The organism is Achromobacter sp. 46006, from assembly GCF_059761975.1.
The window spans coordinates 1-15,442 of record NZ_JCBANN010000089.1 but is presented as its reverse complement, the minus strand read 5'-3'; the positions used below and the strand labels follow the sequence as shown (position 1 = coordinate 15,442).

General features: G+C 69.1%; 16 protein-coding genes. 8 read left to right on the top strand and 8 right to left on the bottom strand.

Annotated elements, in window-relative coordinates; all coding sequences use genetic code 11:
* Positions 1 to 247 precede the first annotated feature (247 nt).
* The 4 genes from AC6LKG_RS25085 (at position 248) to AC6LKG_RS25070 (ending at position 4,100) form a co-directional block, all read left to right on the top strand.
* A complete protein-coding gene (locus tag AC6LKG_RS25085) occupies positions 248 to 1,123 on the top strand; it encodes a LysR family transcriptional regulator (protein ID WP_498169430.1) in 876 nt (291 codons plus the stop codon).
* 215 nt (positions 1,124 to 1,338) lie between these two features.
* Positions 1,339 to 2,124 (top strand): aldolase, encoded by a 786-nt coding sequence (locus AC6LKG_RS25080; RefSeq protein ID WP_498169428.1) that lies wholly within the window; start codon positions 1,339 to 1,341, stop codon positions 2,122 to 2,124.
* A 39-nt stretch (positions 2,125 to 2,163) separates the two neighbouring features.
* A complete protein-coding gene (locus AC6LKG_RS25075) occupies positions 2,164 to 3,492 on the top strand; it encodes an MFS transporter (protein WP_498169426.1) in 1,329 nt (442 codons plus the stop codon).
* Positions 3,493 to 3,500: 8 nt separating this feature from the next.
* Positions 3,501 to 4,100: a 2-hydroxychromene-2-carboxylate isomerase gene (locus tag AC6LKG_RS25070; protein WP_498169424.1), complete on the top strand. Its 600-nt coding sequence runs from the start codon at positions 3,501 to 3,503 to the stop codon at positions 4,098 to 4,100.
* A 133-nt stretch (positions 4,101 to 4,233) separates the two neighbouring features.
* On the opposite strand, the gene AC6LKG_RS25065 is transcribed toward AC6LKG_RS25070, so the two are convergent.
* The 4 genes from AC6LKG_RS25065 to AC6LKG_RS25050 form a co-directional block, all read right to left on the bottom strand.
* On the bottom strand, positions 4,234 to 5,508 hold the full coding sequence (locus AC6LKG_RS25065) for an ABC transporter substrate-binding protein (protein ID WP_498169433.1): 1,275 nt from the start codon (positions 5,506 to 5,508) through the stop codon (positions 4,234 to 4,236).
* A gap of 175 nt (positions 5,509 to 5,683) precedes the next feature.
* A complete protein-coding gene (locus AC6LKG_RS25060) occupies positions 5,684 to 6,427 on the bottom strand; it encodes a GntR family transcriptional regulator (RefSeq protein ID WP_498169422.1) in 744 nt (247 codons plus the stop codon).
* A gap of 11 nt (positions 6,428 to 6,438) precedes the next feature.
* Positions 6,439 to 8,046 carry an AMP-binding protein gene (locus AC6LKG_RS25055; protein WP_498169419.1) on the bottom strand — a complete coding sequence of 536 codons (1,608 nt, stop codon included), beginning with the start codon at positions 8,044 to 8,046 and terminating at the stop codon, positions 6,439 to 6,441.
* Between the two features lie 4 nt (positions 8,047 to 8,050).
* Positions 8,051 to 9,085 carry a cyclase family protein gene (locus tag AC6LKG_RS25050; RefSeq protein ID WP_498169418.1) on the bottom strand — a complete coding sequence of 345 codons (1,035 nt, stop codon included), beginning with the start codon at positions 9,083 to 9,085 and terminating at the stop codon, positions 8,051 to 8,053.
* 158 nt (positions 9,086 to 9,243) lie between these two features.
* Between AC6LKG_RS25050 and AC6LKG_RS25045 the strand changes: the two genes are divergently transcribed.
* Both AC6LKG_RS25045 and AC6LKG_RS25040 read left to right on the top strand, forming a co-directional pair.
* Positions 9,244 to 10,239: a Bug family tripartite tricarboxylate transporter substrate binding protein gene (locus AC6LKG_RS25045; protein WP_498169415.1), complete on the top strand. Its 996-nt coding sequence runs from the start codon at positions 9,244 to 9,246 to the stop codon at positions 10,237 to 10,239.
* Complete coding sequence (locus AC6LKG_RS25040; protein ID WP_498169414.1) at positions 10,236 to 10,958, top strand: SDR family oxidoreductase; 723 nt, start codon at positions 10,236 to 10,238, stop codon at positions 10,956 to 10,958. Before AC6LKG_RS25045 ends, AC6LKG_RS25040 begins: the two co-directional genes overlap by 4 nt.
* Here the strand turns inward: AC6LKG_RS25040 and AC6LKG_RS25035 are convergent.
* Positions 10,955 to 11,929, bottom strand: coding sequence for a GlxA family transcriptional regulator (locus tag AC6LKG_RS25035; protein ID WP_498169411.1), 975 nt, complete (start codon positions 11,927 to 11,929; stop codon positions 10,955 to 10,957). The genes AC6LKG_RS25040 and AC6LKG_RS25035 overlap by 4 nt on opposite strands.
* On the opposite strand from AC6LKG_RS25035, the gene AC6LKG_RS25030 reads away from it, so the two are divergent.
* Complete coding sequence (locus AC6LKG_RS25030; protein ID WP_498169409.1) at positions 11,924 to 12,628, top strand: DJ-1/PfpI family protein; 705 nt, start codon at positions 11,924 to 11,926, stop codon at positions 12,626 to 12,628. The two genes, AC6LKG_RS25035 and AC6LKG_RS25030, sit on opposite strands and share 6 nt — an antisense overlap.
* Here the strand turns inward: AC6LKG_RS25030 and AC6LKG_RS25025 are convergent.
* The gene (locus AC6LKG_RS25025) at positions 12,585 to 12,761 is read right to left on the bottom strand and encodes an Lrp/AsnC ligand binding domain-containing protein (protein ID WP_498169406.1); all 177 of its coding nucleotides are present in this window, start codon (positions 12,759 to 12,761) and stop codon (positions 12,585 to 12,587) included. The genes AC6LKG_RS25030 and AC6LKG_RS25025 overlap by 44 nt on opposite strands.
* Positions 12,762 to 12,764: 3 nt before the next feature.
* Between AC6LKG_RS25025 and AC6LKG_RS25020 the strand changes: the two genes are divergently transcribed.
* Positions 12,765 to 13,085, top strand: coding sequence for a LysE family translocator (locus AC6LKG_RS25020; RefSeq protein ID WP_498169404.1), 321 nt, complete (start codon positions 12,765 to 12,767; stop codon positions 13,083 to 13,085).
* 75 nt (positions 13,086 to 13,160) lie between these two features.
* On the opposite strand, the gene AC6LKG_RS25015 is transcribed toward AC6LKG_RS25020, so the two are convergent.
* Positions 13,161 to 15,059: an ABC transporter ATP-binding protein gene (locus tag AC6LKG_RS25015; protein WP_498169401.1), complete on the bottom strand. Its 1,899-nt coding sequence runs from the start codon at positions 15,057 to 15,059 to the stop codon at positions 13,161 to 13,163.
* An 86-nt stretch (positions 15,060 to 15,145) separates the two neighbouring features.
* On the bottom strand, positions 15,146 to 15,442 hold a 297-nt coding region (locus AC6LKG_RS25010), incomplete at its 5' end, for a hypothetical protein (protein ID WP_498169399.1).

Below are 15,442 nucleotides of genomic sequence, written 5' to 3'. Positions count from 1 at the left end.
AGCGCCACCAGCCCACGCCCACTTCATTGAGCCATCGAGCGCGTTGGCGGTGACGGCAACGCGTTGCAATATGGGCCATGGAAGTCCCGGCCCGGCTTGATGAATTATGCCTGCCCGCCCGGCGGAACAGGGCCTAGCGCAAATCCCGGTAGTGGCGGCGCGGCCGTTGATGCACACTGTCCGTGCCGCGCCGACTCGAGCGCGATGGATAACGACAGGGCCCGCGCGGGCCCGTTGGGGAAGCCGCATGGACACGCCGGACCGGCAATTGCGCTATTTCATGCGCATTGCCGAATTGAAATCGCTCTCGCGCGCCGCCGAGGGCCTGGACCAGACCCAGTCCGGCCTGAGCCGGCAGTTGGCGGCGCTGGAGGCCCACGTGGGCAAGCCGCTGTTCGTGCGCACCGGTCGCGGGGTCGAACTGACCGAGGCGGGCGTGCGGCTGCTGGAAGGCATCCAGCCGGCCTACCGCGCCATCGACCAGGCGCTGGAGGCGGTGCGCCAGCGCGAGGGGGTGACGCAGGGATCGGTGCGGCTGGCCACCGTGCATACGCTCAGCTACTACTTCATGGCCGACGTGGTGGCGCAGTTCGTCAGCAGCCGCGAGCACGTCAACCTGTCGGTCATGGGCCGCAGTTCGCCCGAGGTGGTGACGCTGGTGGAAAGCGGCAAGGCCGACATCGGTTTCGTCTACGACGCCGCGGTGGCGTCGGACGCGCTGGTCTCGACGTCGCTGTTCGACGACGACATGTGCCTGATCGTGCGCGACGGCGTCGCCGTCGAGGACGGCGCCGACCTGGGCGCGATGGCGCTGCGGCTGGTGGGCTTTCCCTCGCACTATGCGCTGCGCAAGATGATCCACAGCGCCGGCCTGCAGCCGGAATTCGTGGCCGAGGCCGAGACCATCGACGCCATGCTCAAGCTGGTTTCCTCGGGGGTGGGCGCCTGTATCCTGCCATCGCGCATCCCGCAAAAGCTGCTGACTGATTACGGGCTGCGCAAGGTCGCCATCGGCAGTCCGGTGCTGCGCCGGCGCGTAGTCGCCATCACGCTGGCGCAACGCCAGCCGCTGCCGCTGGTGCGCGAACTGCTGGACTGCGCCCTCCGCATCGCGCGGGACTGAGTCCGCCGGGCCAAGTCCGCCGGGCTGAGCCCGCAGCGTTGAGCCCGCGCCGTCCTCGTTTACCCTCGGGCCGCGCGGCCGGCCCCCGGGCGCGGCCGCGTCGAATAGCTGCTATGAGCCCGGCTGCATGGCTCGATGCGGGGCCGCTTTCCATACTGTGCGGCAAGGCGCGGCATCCGTCCGCGCCATCCCGAACCGCATCAGGAGGCAGCAGCATGGACAACACCCTGCGCGAAAAAGCGTACTTCGACACCCGCGCCACCCAGGAGATGGCGCAGCACCTGCGCGCCGTGCCGCGCAGCATCCAGGAGACCATGGCCTATGCCTGCCGCATCCTGGCCATGACCGAACAGGAGGCCGGCCTGGCCGGCCAGATCAGCGTGCGCTCCGAGCGCCCGGGCGCCTACTGGACGCTGCGCTTCGGCCTGGGCTTCGACGAGGCCACGCCGGCCGACTTCATCGAGGTCGACCGCGATCTGCATACGCTCACGGGCCAGGGCATGGCCAATCCGGCGACACGTTTCCACCTGTGGGTCTACGAGGCGCGGCCCGACGTGCAATCCATCATCCATACCCATTCGCCATGGGCTTCGGCGCTGGCGGCGGCGCGCCAGCCGCTGGTGATCGCGCAGATGGATATGACACCGCTGCACGACGATTGCGCTTTCCTGGGCGAGTGGCCGGGCGTGCCGATCGCCGACCAGGAGGGCGTCATCATCTCGGGCGCGCTGGGCGCCAAGCGCGCCATCATCCTGGCGCACCACGGTTACCTGACGGCCGGCGCCAGTTGCGAGGAAGCGACCTACCTGTCGGTCTACCTGGAACGCGCGGCGCGCATGCAGATCCGGGCACAGGCCTTCGGTCCGCTGACGCCGGTGGACGACGCGCTGGCGCGCGAGGCGCACGACTATCTGCTCAAGCCGTCGATCGTGCGCGCCACCTTCGACTACTGGTGCCGCCAGACCCATGGCATCGCGCCGTTGCCGTGGCCGGCCCGCTGATACCAAGCCTGACCATAACGATACTTTCAAGGGGAAGTCATGATGACGACCAAGACACCGCGCGTGCGTTCGCGCCGGGACTACGTAACGGCCGGCCTGGCCAGCATGATGGGCACCACCATCGAGTGGTACGACTTTTTTCTCTACGGCACGGCCGCCGCGCTGATCTTCAACAAGATCTTCTTTCCCGCCTTCGATCCGCTGACTGGCACGCTGGCGGCATTCGCCACCTATTCGGTGGGTTTTTTCGCGCGGCCGCTGGGCGGGGTGATCTTCGGCCATTACGGCGACAAGATCGGCCGCAAATCGATGCTACTGATCACCTTGTTGATGATGGGGGTGCCGACCATCCTGATCGGGCTGATTCCTTCCTACGAGCAAATCGGCTACTGGGCCGCGGTGCTGCTGGTGCTGATGCGCTTCCTGCAAGGCATCGCGGTGGGCGGCGAGTGGGGCGGGGCCGTGTTGATGGCGGTCGAGCATGCGCCCGAGGGCAAGAAGGGCTTTTTCGGCAGCCTGCCGCAGGCAGGCGTGGCGCCGGGCCTGATCCTGTCGTCGCTGGCGATGGGCGCGGTAGCCGGGTTGCCGGAGCAGGCCATGCTGTCGTGGGGCTGGCGCCTGCCGTTCCTGGCCAGCGTGGTGCTGCTGGCGGTGGGCTGGTTCATCCGCGTCAAGGTGGCCGAGTCGCCCGACTTCGAGCGGATGCGCGAGCAGGGCGCCAAGGTCGAGGTACCGGTGGCCGAAGTTCTCAAGCATCACCGGCGCGCCCTGTGGACGGTGGTGGGCGCGCGGCTGGCCGAAGTCACCTGGTTCTATACCGTGGTCACGTTCTCGCTGGCCTACGCCACCGGCACGCTAGGCATCGCGCGCTCGGTGATGCTGGACGCCACCATCTGGGGCGCGGCGCTGGCGCTGTTCACCATGCCGCTGTTCGGCATGCTGGGCGACCGCATCGGCCACAAATGGGTATTCATGGCCGGCTCGGTCGGCATCCTGGCGTGCGCGCCGCTGTTCTTCCAGTTGCTGGCCACGGGACAGACCGGCTGGATCATCGTCGCGGTATGCCTGGCGGTGGGATTGGTCTACGCGTGCCTGTACGGCCCGGAGGGCACGCTGTTTTCCAGCCAGTTCCCGGCCGAAGTGCGCTACACCGGTATTTCGCTGGCGGTGCAGGTGTCGGGGGCGATCGGCGGCGGCCTGGCGCCGATCGTCGCGACCTGGCTGCTGGCGCGCGCCGGCGGCGATCCGAAGTACGTGGTGTGGTACCTGAGTGCGCTGGGCGCGATCGCGGTCTTCAGCGCCTGGCGCATGCGCGGCGACACGCCGCTGCGGGCCCCGCTGGGTGCCCCGGCCGCCGCGCGTAGCTGAGGGACGACATGAAGACAATCGATTACTACTTCTGGATGAACTCCGACTGGGCTTACCTGGGTGCTGACCGCCTGGAGGCACTGGCGGCGCGGCAACAGGCGCGCATCCGCTACCTGCCGGTGGACCTGCCCGACGTCTACGCGCGCACTGGCGGCGTGCTGCTGGGCCGGCGCTCGCCGCAGCGCCAGGCCTACCGGGTGGCCGAGCTGGCGCGCTGGTGCCGCAAGCTGGGCATCGTAGTCAATCCGACGCCGGCCTTCATGTGTCCGGACGCGGGGCTGGCCTCGTGTGTCGTGATCGCGGCGGATGCCGCCGGCTTGCCGGTCGCGGCGCTGTACAAGGCCGTTCTCGCGGCCGAGTGGTGCGAGGACCGCGACATTTCATCGCCGGACACACTGCGCGCCATCGTGCGGGAGCAGGGGCTGGACGCCGACGCGCTGATGGCCGCGGCCGAACAGCCGGCCGCGCGGCAGGCATACCGCGACAATACGAATGCGGCGGTGGCGGCCGGCGTGTTCGGCTCGCCGTCGTATGTCTACCGCGGCGAACTGTTCTGGGGGCAGGACCGGCTCGATATGCTGGAAGAGGCGATCGCCCGGCCGGCATGAGCCGCGCCATGGCGTCCATGGCGCTGTGGCGGCATGCGGTCGGCGTGCCTGCCAAGCCGTGCTGGCTGTCGGCGCCGCTGCCGGCACTGCGGGCAGGCGGGCCGCCGCCGCCATGGCGTTGGCCCGCCGCCGTTCACTTCGCCGCCGTCTTCACCAGCGGGCAGGTCGACTTGGACAGGGGCATGAAGGCCTCGTCGCCCGGCAGCGTGGCCACCAGCTTGTAGTAGTCCCATGGACGCTTGGATTGCGCTGGCGTCTTGACCTCGAACAAGTGCATGTCGTGCACCATGCGGCCATCTTCGCGGATGCGGCCATTGCTGGCGAAGAAGTCGTTGATCGGCATCGCCTTCATCTGCTTCATCACCGCGTCGGTCGCGTCGGTGCCGGCCGCCTGCACCGCCTTCAGGTAGTGCATCACGGACGAGTACGTGCCCGCCTGGCTCATATTGGGCATCTTCTTGAGCTTGTCGTAATAGCGCTGCGACCAGGCGCGCGTCTGGTCGTTCATGTCCCAGTAGAAGGCTTCGGTCAGCATCAGCCCGCCGGCCGATTCCAGGCCGATGGCGTGGATGTCGTTGATGTACAGCAGCAGGCCGGCCATCTTCTGGCCGCTCTGGGTCAGGCCGAACTCGCGCGCCGCCTTGATGGCGTTGACGGTGTCGCCGCCGGCGTTGGCCAGGCCGACGATCTGGGCGCCGCTGGCCTGCGCCTGCAACAGGTATGAGGCGAAGTCGCTGGTCCCGATGGGGTGGCGCGCGGCACCCAGGACCGTGCCGCCGCGCGCCTTGACCACGTCGGTGGCCGAGGCCTGCAGGGTATGGCCGAAGGCATAGTCGGCGGTCAGGAAGTACCAGCGCTTGCCGCCGCGGTCGACCGTGGCGCGGGCGGTGGTGTTGGCCAGCGACCAGGTGTCGTAGGTGTAGTGCACCGAGTAGGGCGAGCACAGGTCGTTGGTGATGCGTTCGGTGCCCGGGCCGCTGAAGACCACGATCTTCTGCTTCTGGCGCGCCACTTCCAGCACTGCCAGCGCGGGGGCCGAGCCGGCCACGTCCATGATGGCGTCGACCTGTTGCGTGTCGTACCACTCGCGGGCGCGGGCCGCGGCGATGTCGGCCTTGTTCTGGTGATCGGCCACCAACAGGTCGATTTTCTTGCCCAGCACCTTGCCGCCGAAGTCGTCGATGGCCATCTGCGCGGCGGTGGCGCTGCCTTTGCCGGTCACGTCGGCATAGATGCCGCTCATGTCCAGAATCAGGCCGAGGCGGACCACGTCGTCGGAGATGGCGGCGGGGGCGCTTTGCGCTACCGCGGCGTTCAGGAACAGGCTGGCGCCGCAGGCGGCGGCCGTGGCGGCGGCGCGCGGGAAGCGGCGCGCGAAGGTGCTGCGTTGCTGCGAAATCCGGGGCATGGGGGTCATGGTTGTCTCCATTTATGGTTATGCCGGATGCTTGCGGGAACTGCGCGCTTGGCCGCGAGGCCGCGCTTTTGTCATGAGATCGGGTAAGGGGAAGGCGCCGCTGCCGGCCGCGGGCGGCAGCAGCGGGTGGGCGTGTTCGCAGGCGTTGCTGGGAAAGCCGGGCCTCCTATCGCTGGTTCAACAGGTCGAATTCCATGCGCACCTTGCGGAATGGGAATTCCAGCCGCGCGAAATACACCACGCGGCCGTCGATGCAGGCATAGCGGCGCAGTTCGGCCACTGGCGAGGACACCGGGATCCGCAGCGACTCGGCCGACTCCTGGCCGGCCTCGATCACGTTCAGGACCTGGCGCGCTTCGCTGATGCGCGCGCCGTAGAACTGGTCCAGAACCGGGGCCACGGTGCTTTTCTGGATGCGGGCGCGGTGCTTGCGGAACAGGCCGCTTTCCAGGAACACCTCGCTGTAGCAGAACGGGCCGGCTTCGGTGGTGTGTACGCGCCGCAGATACTGGAAGCGGCCGTCGCGGTCGGCGTCGCAGCGCATGCCGAGCGTGTCGGGCAATGGCGAGTCGGCGCTCGACTCCACCAGCGACACCGTGCCGAGCTGGTTGCTCAGCTCCACTGTCTCGGCCCAGGTCTTGGGAATCAGCAGGGTCGGCGTTTCGGGCAGGTCGGCGTTGACGAAGGTGCCCGAGCCGCGCGAGCGCCGGATCAGGCCGTCCTGTTCCAGTTGGCCCAGGGCCTGGCGGATGGTGGCGCGCGAAATGCCGTAGGTTTCCATCAGCGCTTCGAGCGGCGGGATCTGCTGGCCCGGCCGCCAGGTGCGGTTCTGGATGTGGCTGCGAAACAGCGCCGCCGCCTGCAGGTAGAGCGGTTGAGGGCTGTGCGAGAAAAGCGGGCGCGCGGGCATGGTCGGATCGGTCAGGAGGTGGCGGGGGCGGCGAGCAGGGCGTCGGCCATCTCGCGCAGCCGGTGTTTCTGGATTTTGACCGAATTGGCGCTTTCCACGGACGGAAACGCATCCAGCACCGTGAAGCCGGCGGGAACCTTGAAGCCGGCCATGGCCCGCTTGCAGGCCGCCGTCCAGCCGGCCGCGTCGGCGCTGGCGCCGTCCCGCAGCAGCACGAAGGCATAGGGCACGGTCTTGCCGTCGCGGGTGGCGCCGACCACCTGGCAGGCGCGCACGCCAGGCAGGGTCTCCACCACCTGTTCGATTTCCACCGGGTTCACCAGGAAGCCGGACAGGCGCAGCGAGTCGCCGATGCGGGTCTGGAACACGAACTGGCGCGGGTTCAGGGTGTAGCCCAGGTCGCCGGTCTTGAAGTAGCCGTCTTCGGTGCAGGCGCGGCGGCTGGCCTCGGGGTTGTCGAGATAGCCGCGCATCAGGCTCGGCGACAGGATTTCCAGTTCGCCCGATTCGCCGTGCGGCAGGATCGCGCCGCTGGCCGGATCGCGCGCCCGGACCCGCGCTTCGGGATAGATCAGGGCGCCGCCGGGCTGGTGGCGCGCGGCCACGTCGCCCTGGGCGGGATCGCGCGGCTGGCCGGCCACCAGCGCGATCAGCTCGCTGGAGCCGTACAAGCCGGTCAGCGGCACGCCGGCCGCGCGCGCCAGATCCAGCAGATGGTCCAGGGCCGGCGTGAAGCTGGCAAAGCCGAACAGCCGCGCCGAAGCGAAGGCGCCCGGGCCGGCCGCGCGCAGCATGGCGACCAGCGCTTCGTTGTTGGCGTAGGTATGCGTGACCCGGTGGCGCTGGATGGCGGCGGCCGATTCGGCGTCGTCGAACACCGGCGCGCACACTACCGGAACGCCCCGCGCCAGGCCGCCCGCCAGCGTGGCGAAGCCGAAGGCGCCGCAGAACGGCGCGCTGGCCAGCACCCGGCTGTCATCGTCGTAGCCGAACGCCGCGGCCACCGCGGCGCCGTGGCGCAGCAGGGTGCGTTGGTCATGCAGCACGAACTTGGGCTGCGAGGTGGTGCCCGACGTGGTGAAGCACAGCACGCCGTTGTCGGCCTGCGGCGGCGGTGGGACGTCGGCGCAGGCGCGCAGGTCGGTGTAGCGCTGCACCGCCACGCCGCGCAACCTGGCGGCGACGGGTTCGTCCGTTTCCGAGACGGCGACGATGCCTTGCAGCCGCGCCAGGTGCCGTGGCTCGACGTCGGCCAGGATGCCCTGGAAGTCGATGCCCTTGAAGCCGGGCCAGAACACTAGCCAGTCGGCGCCGCCGCGGCCGAGGATATCGGCCAGTTCCAGCGCGCGAAAGCGCGTGTTGACGGACAGGACCAGCGCGCCCAGGCGGGCGCAGGCCAGGAAGGTCTCGACCCAGGCGGCGCAATTGGGCAGCCATACGGCTACCCGTTGGCCCGGCTTCACACCCAGGCGCGCCAGGCCGGCGGCCAGCGCAAGGCTGCGCGCGCGCAGCTCGGCGTGGCTGATCGGCTGGTCGCGGTCGATCAGGGCGGGACGCCCGGGGTGGCGCGCGGCCAGTTCGTCCAGGTGTTGCGAGAAGAGGGGAGCGGATGGCGTCATGGCCTTACACCGTGGCGATCGGCGTCACGGGCGACCCTACCGCGCCCGGCAGGCGCAGCGGCGGCGCGGTCAGCAGGAAACGGTTGCGGCCCTGCGCGTGCAGCCAGTCGGCCAGCGCTTTCAGGTACCACAGCTCGGCCAGCGGCACGCCCAGCTTGAACAGGCAGTGATGGTGCAGCGGCAGGATCGAATGACCCGGGCCGGCGGTGCGCGCCGGGTAGGCCTCGACCGCGTAATTGTCGGCGCAGATGGCCGCCACCCCGCTGTCGCTGATCCAGCCCAGCAATGCCGCGTCGGCGCCGTCCAGCACCGCGCCGGTCTGCTCCAGGCGGTGCGGATCGGGCTGGCCATCCATTGCCACCAGCGCTTCGGCAAAACCGGTGCGCAGCACCAGCATGTCGCCGGGCTCGACCACCACCTGTTGTTCGCGCATCGCCGCTTGCAACTGGGTGTGGCCCACCAGCGTGCGGCCGGGGCCGAAGGCGCGCGCCAGATCGACCAGTACGCCGCGGCCCTGCATGCCTTTCTCGGCATAGCGGTTGATGCCTAGCTTGCGCGCATACGAACCGCCCGGCGGGCAGCAGGCATCGGGGGCGGCATCGTCGCCGCCGAACACGTCCACCCCGGCGGCGTAGCCGTTGTAGTAGACGCGGCGGGCCTGGCCGTCGCCCTGAATGTCGAACTGCGCGCCGACATGGCACAGGCCGTCCCATTGGGTCGAATATTGCAGGCTGAGCGTGACCTGGTCGTCCGACAGCACGTCGACCGCCTCGGCTTGCAGCCGCGCCATGGCGAAGTTCAGGTACGGCGTGCCGTCGCGGAAGGTGGGTTTGAGTTGCGGCGGATGGCGACGCGGGTTGAGGACGTTGCCGCCAGGCAGATCCAGCGGCAGAGACAGGCAGAAGACCTTGCCGGCGCGCACTTCGCGCACGCCCTGCAGCACTTTTTCCTCGGTCAGCAGGTTCAGGCGGCCGATCTCGTCGTCCGGCCCGAAGTCGCCCCAGGTCGATCCCTCGGGACGGCGCGTCCAGCGTTTCATGGTTTGTCTCCGGTGTCTATTTTGTGTTCTTGTGAATATAGTACGTATTTACGTACTATAGGAAGTGTCCGCCGTCCGCGGGCATCCACCAACAGCATCCGCCCTAAGGCGGGGCCAGAAGAAATCCGCATCCAGCGGATTCGCGAGGAGACAGATCCATGACGCATTTCCTGCACAGGCGCGCCGGGCGGCGCGTGCTGGCCGCGGCCGCACTGGCGGCGCTGGCCATGTCCGCGGCGCATGCCGCCGGCTACCCCGAGCATCCCGTCACCGTGGTCGTGCCGTATCCGCCGGGTGGCGGCGCCGACCTCTTCGGCCGCGCCATCGCCAATGCGCTGCAGCCGGGGTTGAAGCAGACCGTGCTGGTCGAGAACAAGCCGGGCGCGGGCGGCAACATCGGCATGGCCTACGTGGCACGCGCCAAGGCCGATGGCTACACGCTGGGCCTGGGCACCATCGGCACCCAGACCATCAACCAGTTCCTGTACAGCAACATGGCCTTCGATCCGGAGCGCGACCTGGTGCCGATCGCGCTGGTGTCCACCACGCCCAACGTCATCGCGGTCAGCGCCAAGTCGCCCTACAAGACCGTGGCCGACGTGATCCAGGCGGCCAGGCAGTCCAAGGACAGGAAGCTGACCTACGCCTCGCCCGGCGTGGGCTCGTCGGTCCACCTGACGGGGGCCTACTTCGAGGCCATGGCCGGCGTGACCATGCTGCACGTCCCGTTCAAGGGTTCATCGGCATCGCTACCGGCGGTGGCCGGCGGCCAGGTCGACCTGCTGTTCGACAACCTGCCCGGCGCGCTGGCGCAGATCAAGGATGGCAACCTGGTGCGCGGGGTGGCGGTGACGTCGGCGACGCGCGATCCCTCGGTGCCGGACTTGCCCACGGTGGCCGAATCCGGGCTGCCGGGCTTTGACGTGACGGCGTGGTTCGCCCTGTACGCGCCGCGCGGCACGCCGGAACCGGTGGTGCGGCAATTGATCGAGGCGGCGCGCAGCGGCCTGGGCACGCCGGCGATCGCCGCCAATTTCGCCACCATGGGCGCCAAGCCGGGCACACTGTTCGGCCCCGATCTGGCCGCATTCGAGCGCCAGGAACGCGGCAAATGGGGCCGTCTCATCAAGGACAAGGGGATCTCCGCGCAATGACAAGTCCCATCGCATTGGTCACCGGCGGCAGCCGGGGCATCGGCCGCGCCATCGTCGCGCGGCTGCTGCAGGACGGCTTCGAGGTCGTCAACTTCAGCCGCAGGCCGCCGGACGCGGTGTTGCCCGGCGAGACCTTCCAATCGGTAGACCTGGGCGATGCCGCCGCCACGGCCGCGGCGGCGGCATCGCTGGTGGCGGCGCGGCCGGTGCTGCACCTGGTCAACAACGCCGGCATGATTCAGGTGGCAGGCATCGAGGCCGTGACCCTGGAAGACCTGGCGCGCACGGTGGCGCTGAACCTGACCGCGCCGCTGTTGCTGTTGCAGGCGCTGTTGCCGGGCATGCGCCAGGCAGGCTATGGGCGCGTGGTCAACATCGGCAGCCGCGCCGGCCTGGGAAAGCCGGGCCGTTCGGCCTACGGCGCCACCAAGTCCGGCCTGGCCGGCATGACGCGCACCTGGGCGCTGGAACTCGGCAAGGACGGCATCACCGTCAATACCGTCGCGCCCGGGCCGATCGCCACCGAACTGTTCGAGCAATCGAATCCGTCCGGCGCTCCGCAGACCGTGGCGCTGGAGGCGTCCATCCCGGTGGGGCGCATCGGCCGGCCCGAGGACGTGGCGCATGCGGTCGCGCTGTTCCTGGATCGGCGCGCCGGCTTCATGACCGGCCAACTGCTGTATGTGTGCGGTGGTATGTCGGTGGGGCTGGCTGCCTAGGCCGGGCGGCCGTGCTCCCCCAGCAAGTGCCGCGCGGCCTTCGCCGACAGCTTGCCGGCGGCGCGCAGGGCATGGGCGCGTTCATGCCGCAATTGGCGCAGCACCTGGCTGGGCGTCACGCCGAAATGCGCCGCGAACTTGCGCTGGAAGGTCCGGCGCGACATATGGCAGGCATCGGCCATGTCGTCGACCGACCAGCGCGCCGACAGGCTGGCCTCGATCTTCTCGACCAGGTCGCGGAACGGCGCCGCCAGGCGATCCTGCAGGCGCAGCGACTGGCTGTACTGGCGCTGATCGCCGTTGCGGCGCATGAAGACCACCAGGCGGCGCGCCACGTCCTGCGACACCCGCGCGCCCGCGTCGCGCTCGATCAGGGCCAGCGCCAGGTCGATGCCGGCGGTCACGCCGGCCGAGGTCCAGATCGCGCCGCTCTCGATGAAGATGCGGTCGTCTTCCACCCGCAGCGTGGGGTGCAACTGGCGCAGCCGGTCGGCCGAGCGCCAATGGGTAGTGACGCGGCGGCCATCGAGCAGTCCGGCCGCGGCCAGCAGAAAAGCCCCGGTGCAGACACTGCAGGTGCGGCGCGCCTGGGGACTGCGGCGCCGCAGCCATGCCAGGGTCTCGCCATGGGTGCCGGCCTGGTCGACGCCCGGGCCGCCCGGGACGAACAACATGTCGATCGGCGCGTCATCGTCGCTGGCGAAGGTGGCGTTGACCTGCATGCGCAGGCCCTGGTCCCAGGTGCTGACGACCGGGCTGGCCGCCACGGTGCTCAACTGGTAGCCGGCGCCGCCTTCCTCGTTGGCGCCACTGAACGCCTGCCACGGGCCGGCCAGGTCGAGCGGCTGGAAACCGTCGTACAACAGGAAGACAATGCGCTTTGGCGCGATCGTGGCGCGGTTTGGCGCGCGCCCGCCATGGTTCCGGTCTACGCTGGCGTTTCCGTTCTGCGAAGGAGCATCGTCGTGCATGTGAATATTCTCTTGTTCGAAGGGCTGACCCAGCTCGATATGACCGGGCCCTACGAGGTGCTCGCCGCCGCGCCCGGTTTCAGCATTGATTTTGTCGCAAAATCGCCGGAACCGGTGCGCAGCGATCGCGGCCTGCGTTTCGTGCCGACCCGGACGCTGGCGTCGGCGCTGCCCTGCGATCTGCTGGTGGTGCCGGGCGGGCCGGGCACGGATGATGCCATCCTCGACCCGGACTGGGTAGCTTTCACGCGCCGGCAGGCGTTGGGCGCGCGCTACGTCTTCGGCATCTGCACCGGGTCGCTGCTGCTGGGCGCGGCCGGCCTGCTGCGCGGCAAGCGCGCCTCCAGCCATTGGCGCGCCCGCGAGCTGCTGGCGCACTTTGGCGCGGTGCCGACCGATGCGCGGCTGTGCGTGGACGGCAATGTCTTCACCGCCGGCGGCGTCACCTCGGGCATCGACATGGCCTTGAAGGTGGTGGCCACGCTGTGCGGCGACGAGGCCGCCAAGCTGATTCAACTGCAGATCGAATACGACCCCGAACCGCCGTTCCCCGGCGGCACGCCCGCGACCTCGGAACCGGCCATCGTGCAGCGCTACCTGGCGCAGTCGCAGGCGCGCTTCGAGCAGCGCAGCGCCAAGGTGCGGCAGGCGGCGCTCAATGCCCCAGGTGGTCCAGCGGCAGGGGGCTCTGCGGCTTGACTGTCTGGATCGCGAAATTGCTGCGAATGTCCTTCACGCCGGGCAACTTCAGCAGCGTGGTCAGCAGAAAGCGTTCGTAGGCGCGCAGGTCCGGCAGCACCACCTGCAGCAGGAAATCGGATTCCCTCGACACCAGATGGGCCGCCACCACTTCGGGCTGGGCGCGGCGCTGTTGAGCGGGGTGCTGACCAATGCGCTCAATCCCAAGGCGCTGCTGTTCTGCTCGGTGTTGCTGCCGCAGTTCGTGTCGCCGGCGCAGGGCCCGATCGGGCAGCAGTTTGCCTTGCTGGGCGTGATCCTGGTGAGCCGGGGCCTGACCTTCGATGTGCTGTGCGCGCTGGCGGGCGGCGCCCTGGGCCGCTGGATGGCGGCGCATCCGCGCGTGCAGAAATGGCAGGGCACGGTGTTCGGCGGCGCGCTGATCGCGTTTGGCGTGCGCCTGACGCTGAATCGCTGAGGCGGCCGGGCCGCGCACGCTGCCGGGCGGCGTGGTGCCATGAAAAAAGCCTGACTCGCGTCAGGCCCTTTCTGCTTACTTGCCGAACGCCAGGGACGTTTCGTCCTCGTCCTGGTCCTCGCCCTCGGCGCGCGCCGGCAGGGGGCGGGCGCCATCGGCCAGCATTTCCGCCTGCGTCAGGCCCTTGGTCAGCTCCAGGGCCTGGCGTTCGAACAGGCGCCTGTACAGGCCGCCCTGCAAGCGGATCAACTGGTCATGGCTGCCTTCCTCGATGATGCGGCCATGGTCCATCACCAGCAGGCGGTCCAGCGCGCGCACCGTCGACAGGCGGTGCGCCACCACCAGCGTGCTGCGGCCGACCATCAGGCGTTCCATGGCCTGCTGGATCAGCACTTCGCTCTCGCTGTCCAGGCTCGAGGTGGCCTCGTCCAGGATCAGGATCGGCGCATCGGCCAGGAAGGCCCGCGCGATCGCCACGCGCTGGCGCTCGCCGCCCGACAGTTTGACGCCGCGCTCGCCCACCAGCGTCTCGTAGCCCTTGGGCAGCGCCATGATGAAGTCATGCGCGCTGGCCAGCCGCGCCGCCTGCTCGATCTCGGCCTGCGTCGCGCCGGGGCGGGCGTAGGCGATGTTCTCGGCCAGCGTGCGGTGAAACAGCACTGGCTCCTGCTGCACGATCGCGATCTGGCCGCGCAGCGAAGCCTGCTTCACCTGGGCGATGTCCTGCCCGTCGATGGTGATGCGGCCGCCGTTGACGTCATACAGGCGCTGGATCAGCTTGATGAAAGTGGTCTTGCCCGACCCGGAATGCCCGACCAGGCCAACCCGTTCACCCGGCGCGATACGCACCGAGAAGCCATCGTATAGCGGCGCTTCGTGGCGGCCATAGCGGAAGGTCACGTCCTCGAAGCGGATCTCGCCGGCCGTGACGCGCAGTTCTCCCGCGCCGGGCCGGTCGTCCACGCCCAGCGGCTGCTTCTCCAGCGCCACCAGTTCCTCCATGTCGTTGACCGAGCGCTGCAGGTTGCGGATGTGCATGCCCACGTCGCGCAGGTGTCCCTGCAACATGAAGAACATGGTCAGGGCGAAGGTGACATCGCCGACGCTGGCCTGGTCGCGCGACCACAGCCACAGCGATGCGCCCAGGATGCCGGCCTGCATCGCCACCAGCATCGCGCCCTGCACGCCGCCGTTGAAGGTGGCGCGAATCCAGGTGCGGCGGGTGCGGCGGCGCCATTTGTCGACTACGCGGTCCAGGCGCGCTTCCTCGCGCGTCTCGGCGCCGAAGGCCTTGACGACCGGGTTGCAACTGACCGCGTCGGCCAGCGCGCCGCCCATGCGCGTGTCCCAGGCATTGCCCAGCCGCGCCGCCGGCGCCACGTAACCCAGCGACAGCGCCGCCGTGACCGCGATGTACAGCACCGATCCAAGGCCCACCACCAGGCCCATCACCGGCCAGTGGATGCCCAGCAGCACGGTGGCGCCGACCAGCATGATGACCGACGGCAGCAGCGCCACCAGCAGCGTGTCGTTCAGCAGGTCCACCGCCCACATGCCGCGCGTGATCTTGCGCACGGTCGAGCCGGCGAAGCTGTTGGCATGCCAGTCGGTGGAAAAGCGCTGCACCCGGTAGAAGGCGTTGGAGACCATGCCGTTCATCATCTTCAGGGTGAAGACGATGATGTTCTGGAACACGGCCTGGCGCAGCAGCGTGCCGCCAATGCCCAGTGCGATCAGCAGCCAGAACGCGGTGATGGCCGCGCTCCAGACCTGCGCGTCGGCCGCGGCGCCGGAAGCCACGGCGTCGACCAGCCGGCCGGCGTACAGCGGGGTCAGCACGTCGGCCAGGGCGGACAGCAGCGCCAGTGCGACGATCAATGCGGTGCGCCAGGGTTGGGCGCGCCAATAGCGGAAGGTAAAACCAAGGACGTCCTTGAAGGCTTGTCCTCGCAGATCGATTTTTGTTCGATTCATTGCGGTTCGCCCGGCAACGCGAAGGCGCCGGATTCCTTGTGGGAAGAGGGTGATACGACCTGCGCCTCACGGCGCGGGCATTGCGTTCAGGCGGTTGGGGCGGGCACGGCGGACCAGTCGTCAGGCAGTCTGGCGATGGGGCCGCGCGGGCGACGACTTAATGGCGTCGCGGAGATACGCGCGGGATGGCGGTATGCGGATTGATCATCTTGCGCCTCCCAGGTGTAGGTGAAGGGAAAAAAGAATGGGCACAGGCCCGAATTGAAGATTCTATAGAAGTGGTGTAGGCGCATCAACCGCGCGCGCAGTGGGGGATTGCGGGCGTGTGGGTTTTTTCCCACGGCCCGGCCGGCGGCACGCGGCGACAACGCGGTCCGCCGGCC

Bases quoted from the DNA above. Each gene is read 5' to 3' on its own strand.
- AC6LKG_RS25085 (WP_498169430.1), top strand. From the start codon at position 248: ATGGACACGCCGGACCGGCAATTGCGCTATTTCATGCGCATTGCCGAA.
- AC6LKG_RS25080 (WP_498169428.1), top strand. From the start codon at position 1,339: ATGGACAACACCCTGCGCGAAAAAGCGTACTTCGACACCCGCGCCACC.
- AC6LKG_RS25075 (WP_498169426.1), top strand. From the start codon at position 2,164: ATGATGACGACCAAGACACCGCGCGTGCGTTCGCGCCGGGACTACGTA.
- AC6LKG_RS25070 (WP_498169424.1), top strand. From the start codon at position 3,501: ATGAAGACAATCGATTACTACTTCTGGATGAACTCCGACTGGGCTTAC.
- AC6LKG_RS25065 (WP_498169433.1), bottom strand. From the start codon at position 5,508: ATGCCCCGGATTTCGCAGCAACGCAGCACCTTCGCGCGCCGCTTCCCG.
- AC6LKG_RS25060 (WP_498169422.1), bottom strand. From the start codon at position 6,427: ATGCCCGCGCGCCCGCTTTTCTCGCACAGCCCTCAACCGCTCTACCTG.
- AC6LKG_RS25055 (WP_498169419.1), bottom strand. From the start codon at position 8,046: ATGACGCCATCCGCTCCCCTCTTCTCGCAACACCTGGACGAACTGGCC.
- AC6LKG_RS25050 (WP_498169418.1), bottom strand. From the start codon at position 9,085: ATGAAACGCTGGACGCGCCGTCCCGAGGGATCGACCTGGGGCGACTTC.
- AC6LKG_RS25045 (WP_498169415.1), top strand. From the start codon at position 9,244: ATGACGCATTTCCTGCACAGGCGCGCCGGGCGGCGCGTGCTGGCCGCG.
- AC6LKG_RS25040 (WP_498169414.1), top strand. From the start codon at position 10,236: ATGACAAGTCCCATCGCATTGGTCACCGGCGGCAGCCGGGGCATCGGC.
- AC6LKG_RS25035 (WP_498169411.1), bottom strand. From the start codon at position 11,929: ATGCACGACGATGCTCCTTCGCAGAACGGAAACGCCAGCGTAGACCGG.
- AC6LKG_RS25020 (WP_498169404.1), top strand. From the start codon at position 12,765: ATGGGCCGCCACCACTTCGGGCTGGGCGCGGCGCTGTTGAGCGGGGTG.
- AC6LKG_RS25015 (WP_498169401.1), bottom strand. From the start codon at position 15,059: ATGAATCGAACAAAAATCGATCTGCGAGGACAAGCCTTCAAGGACGTC.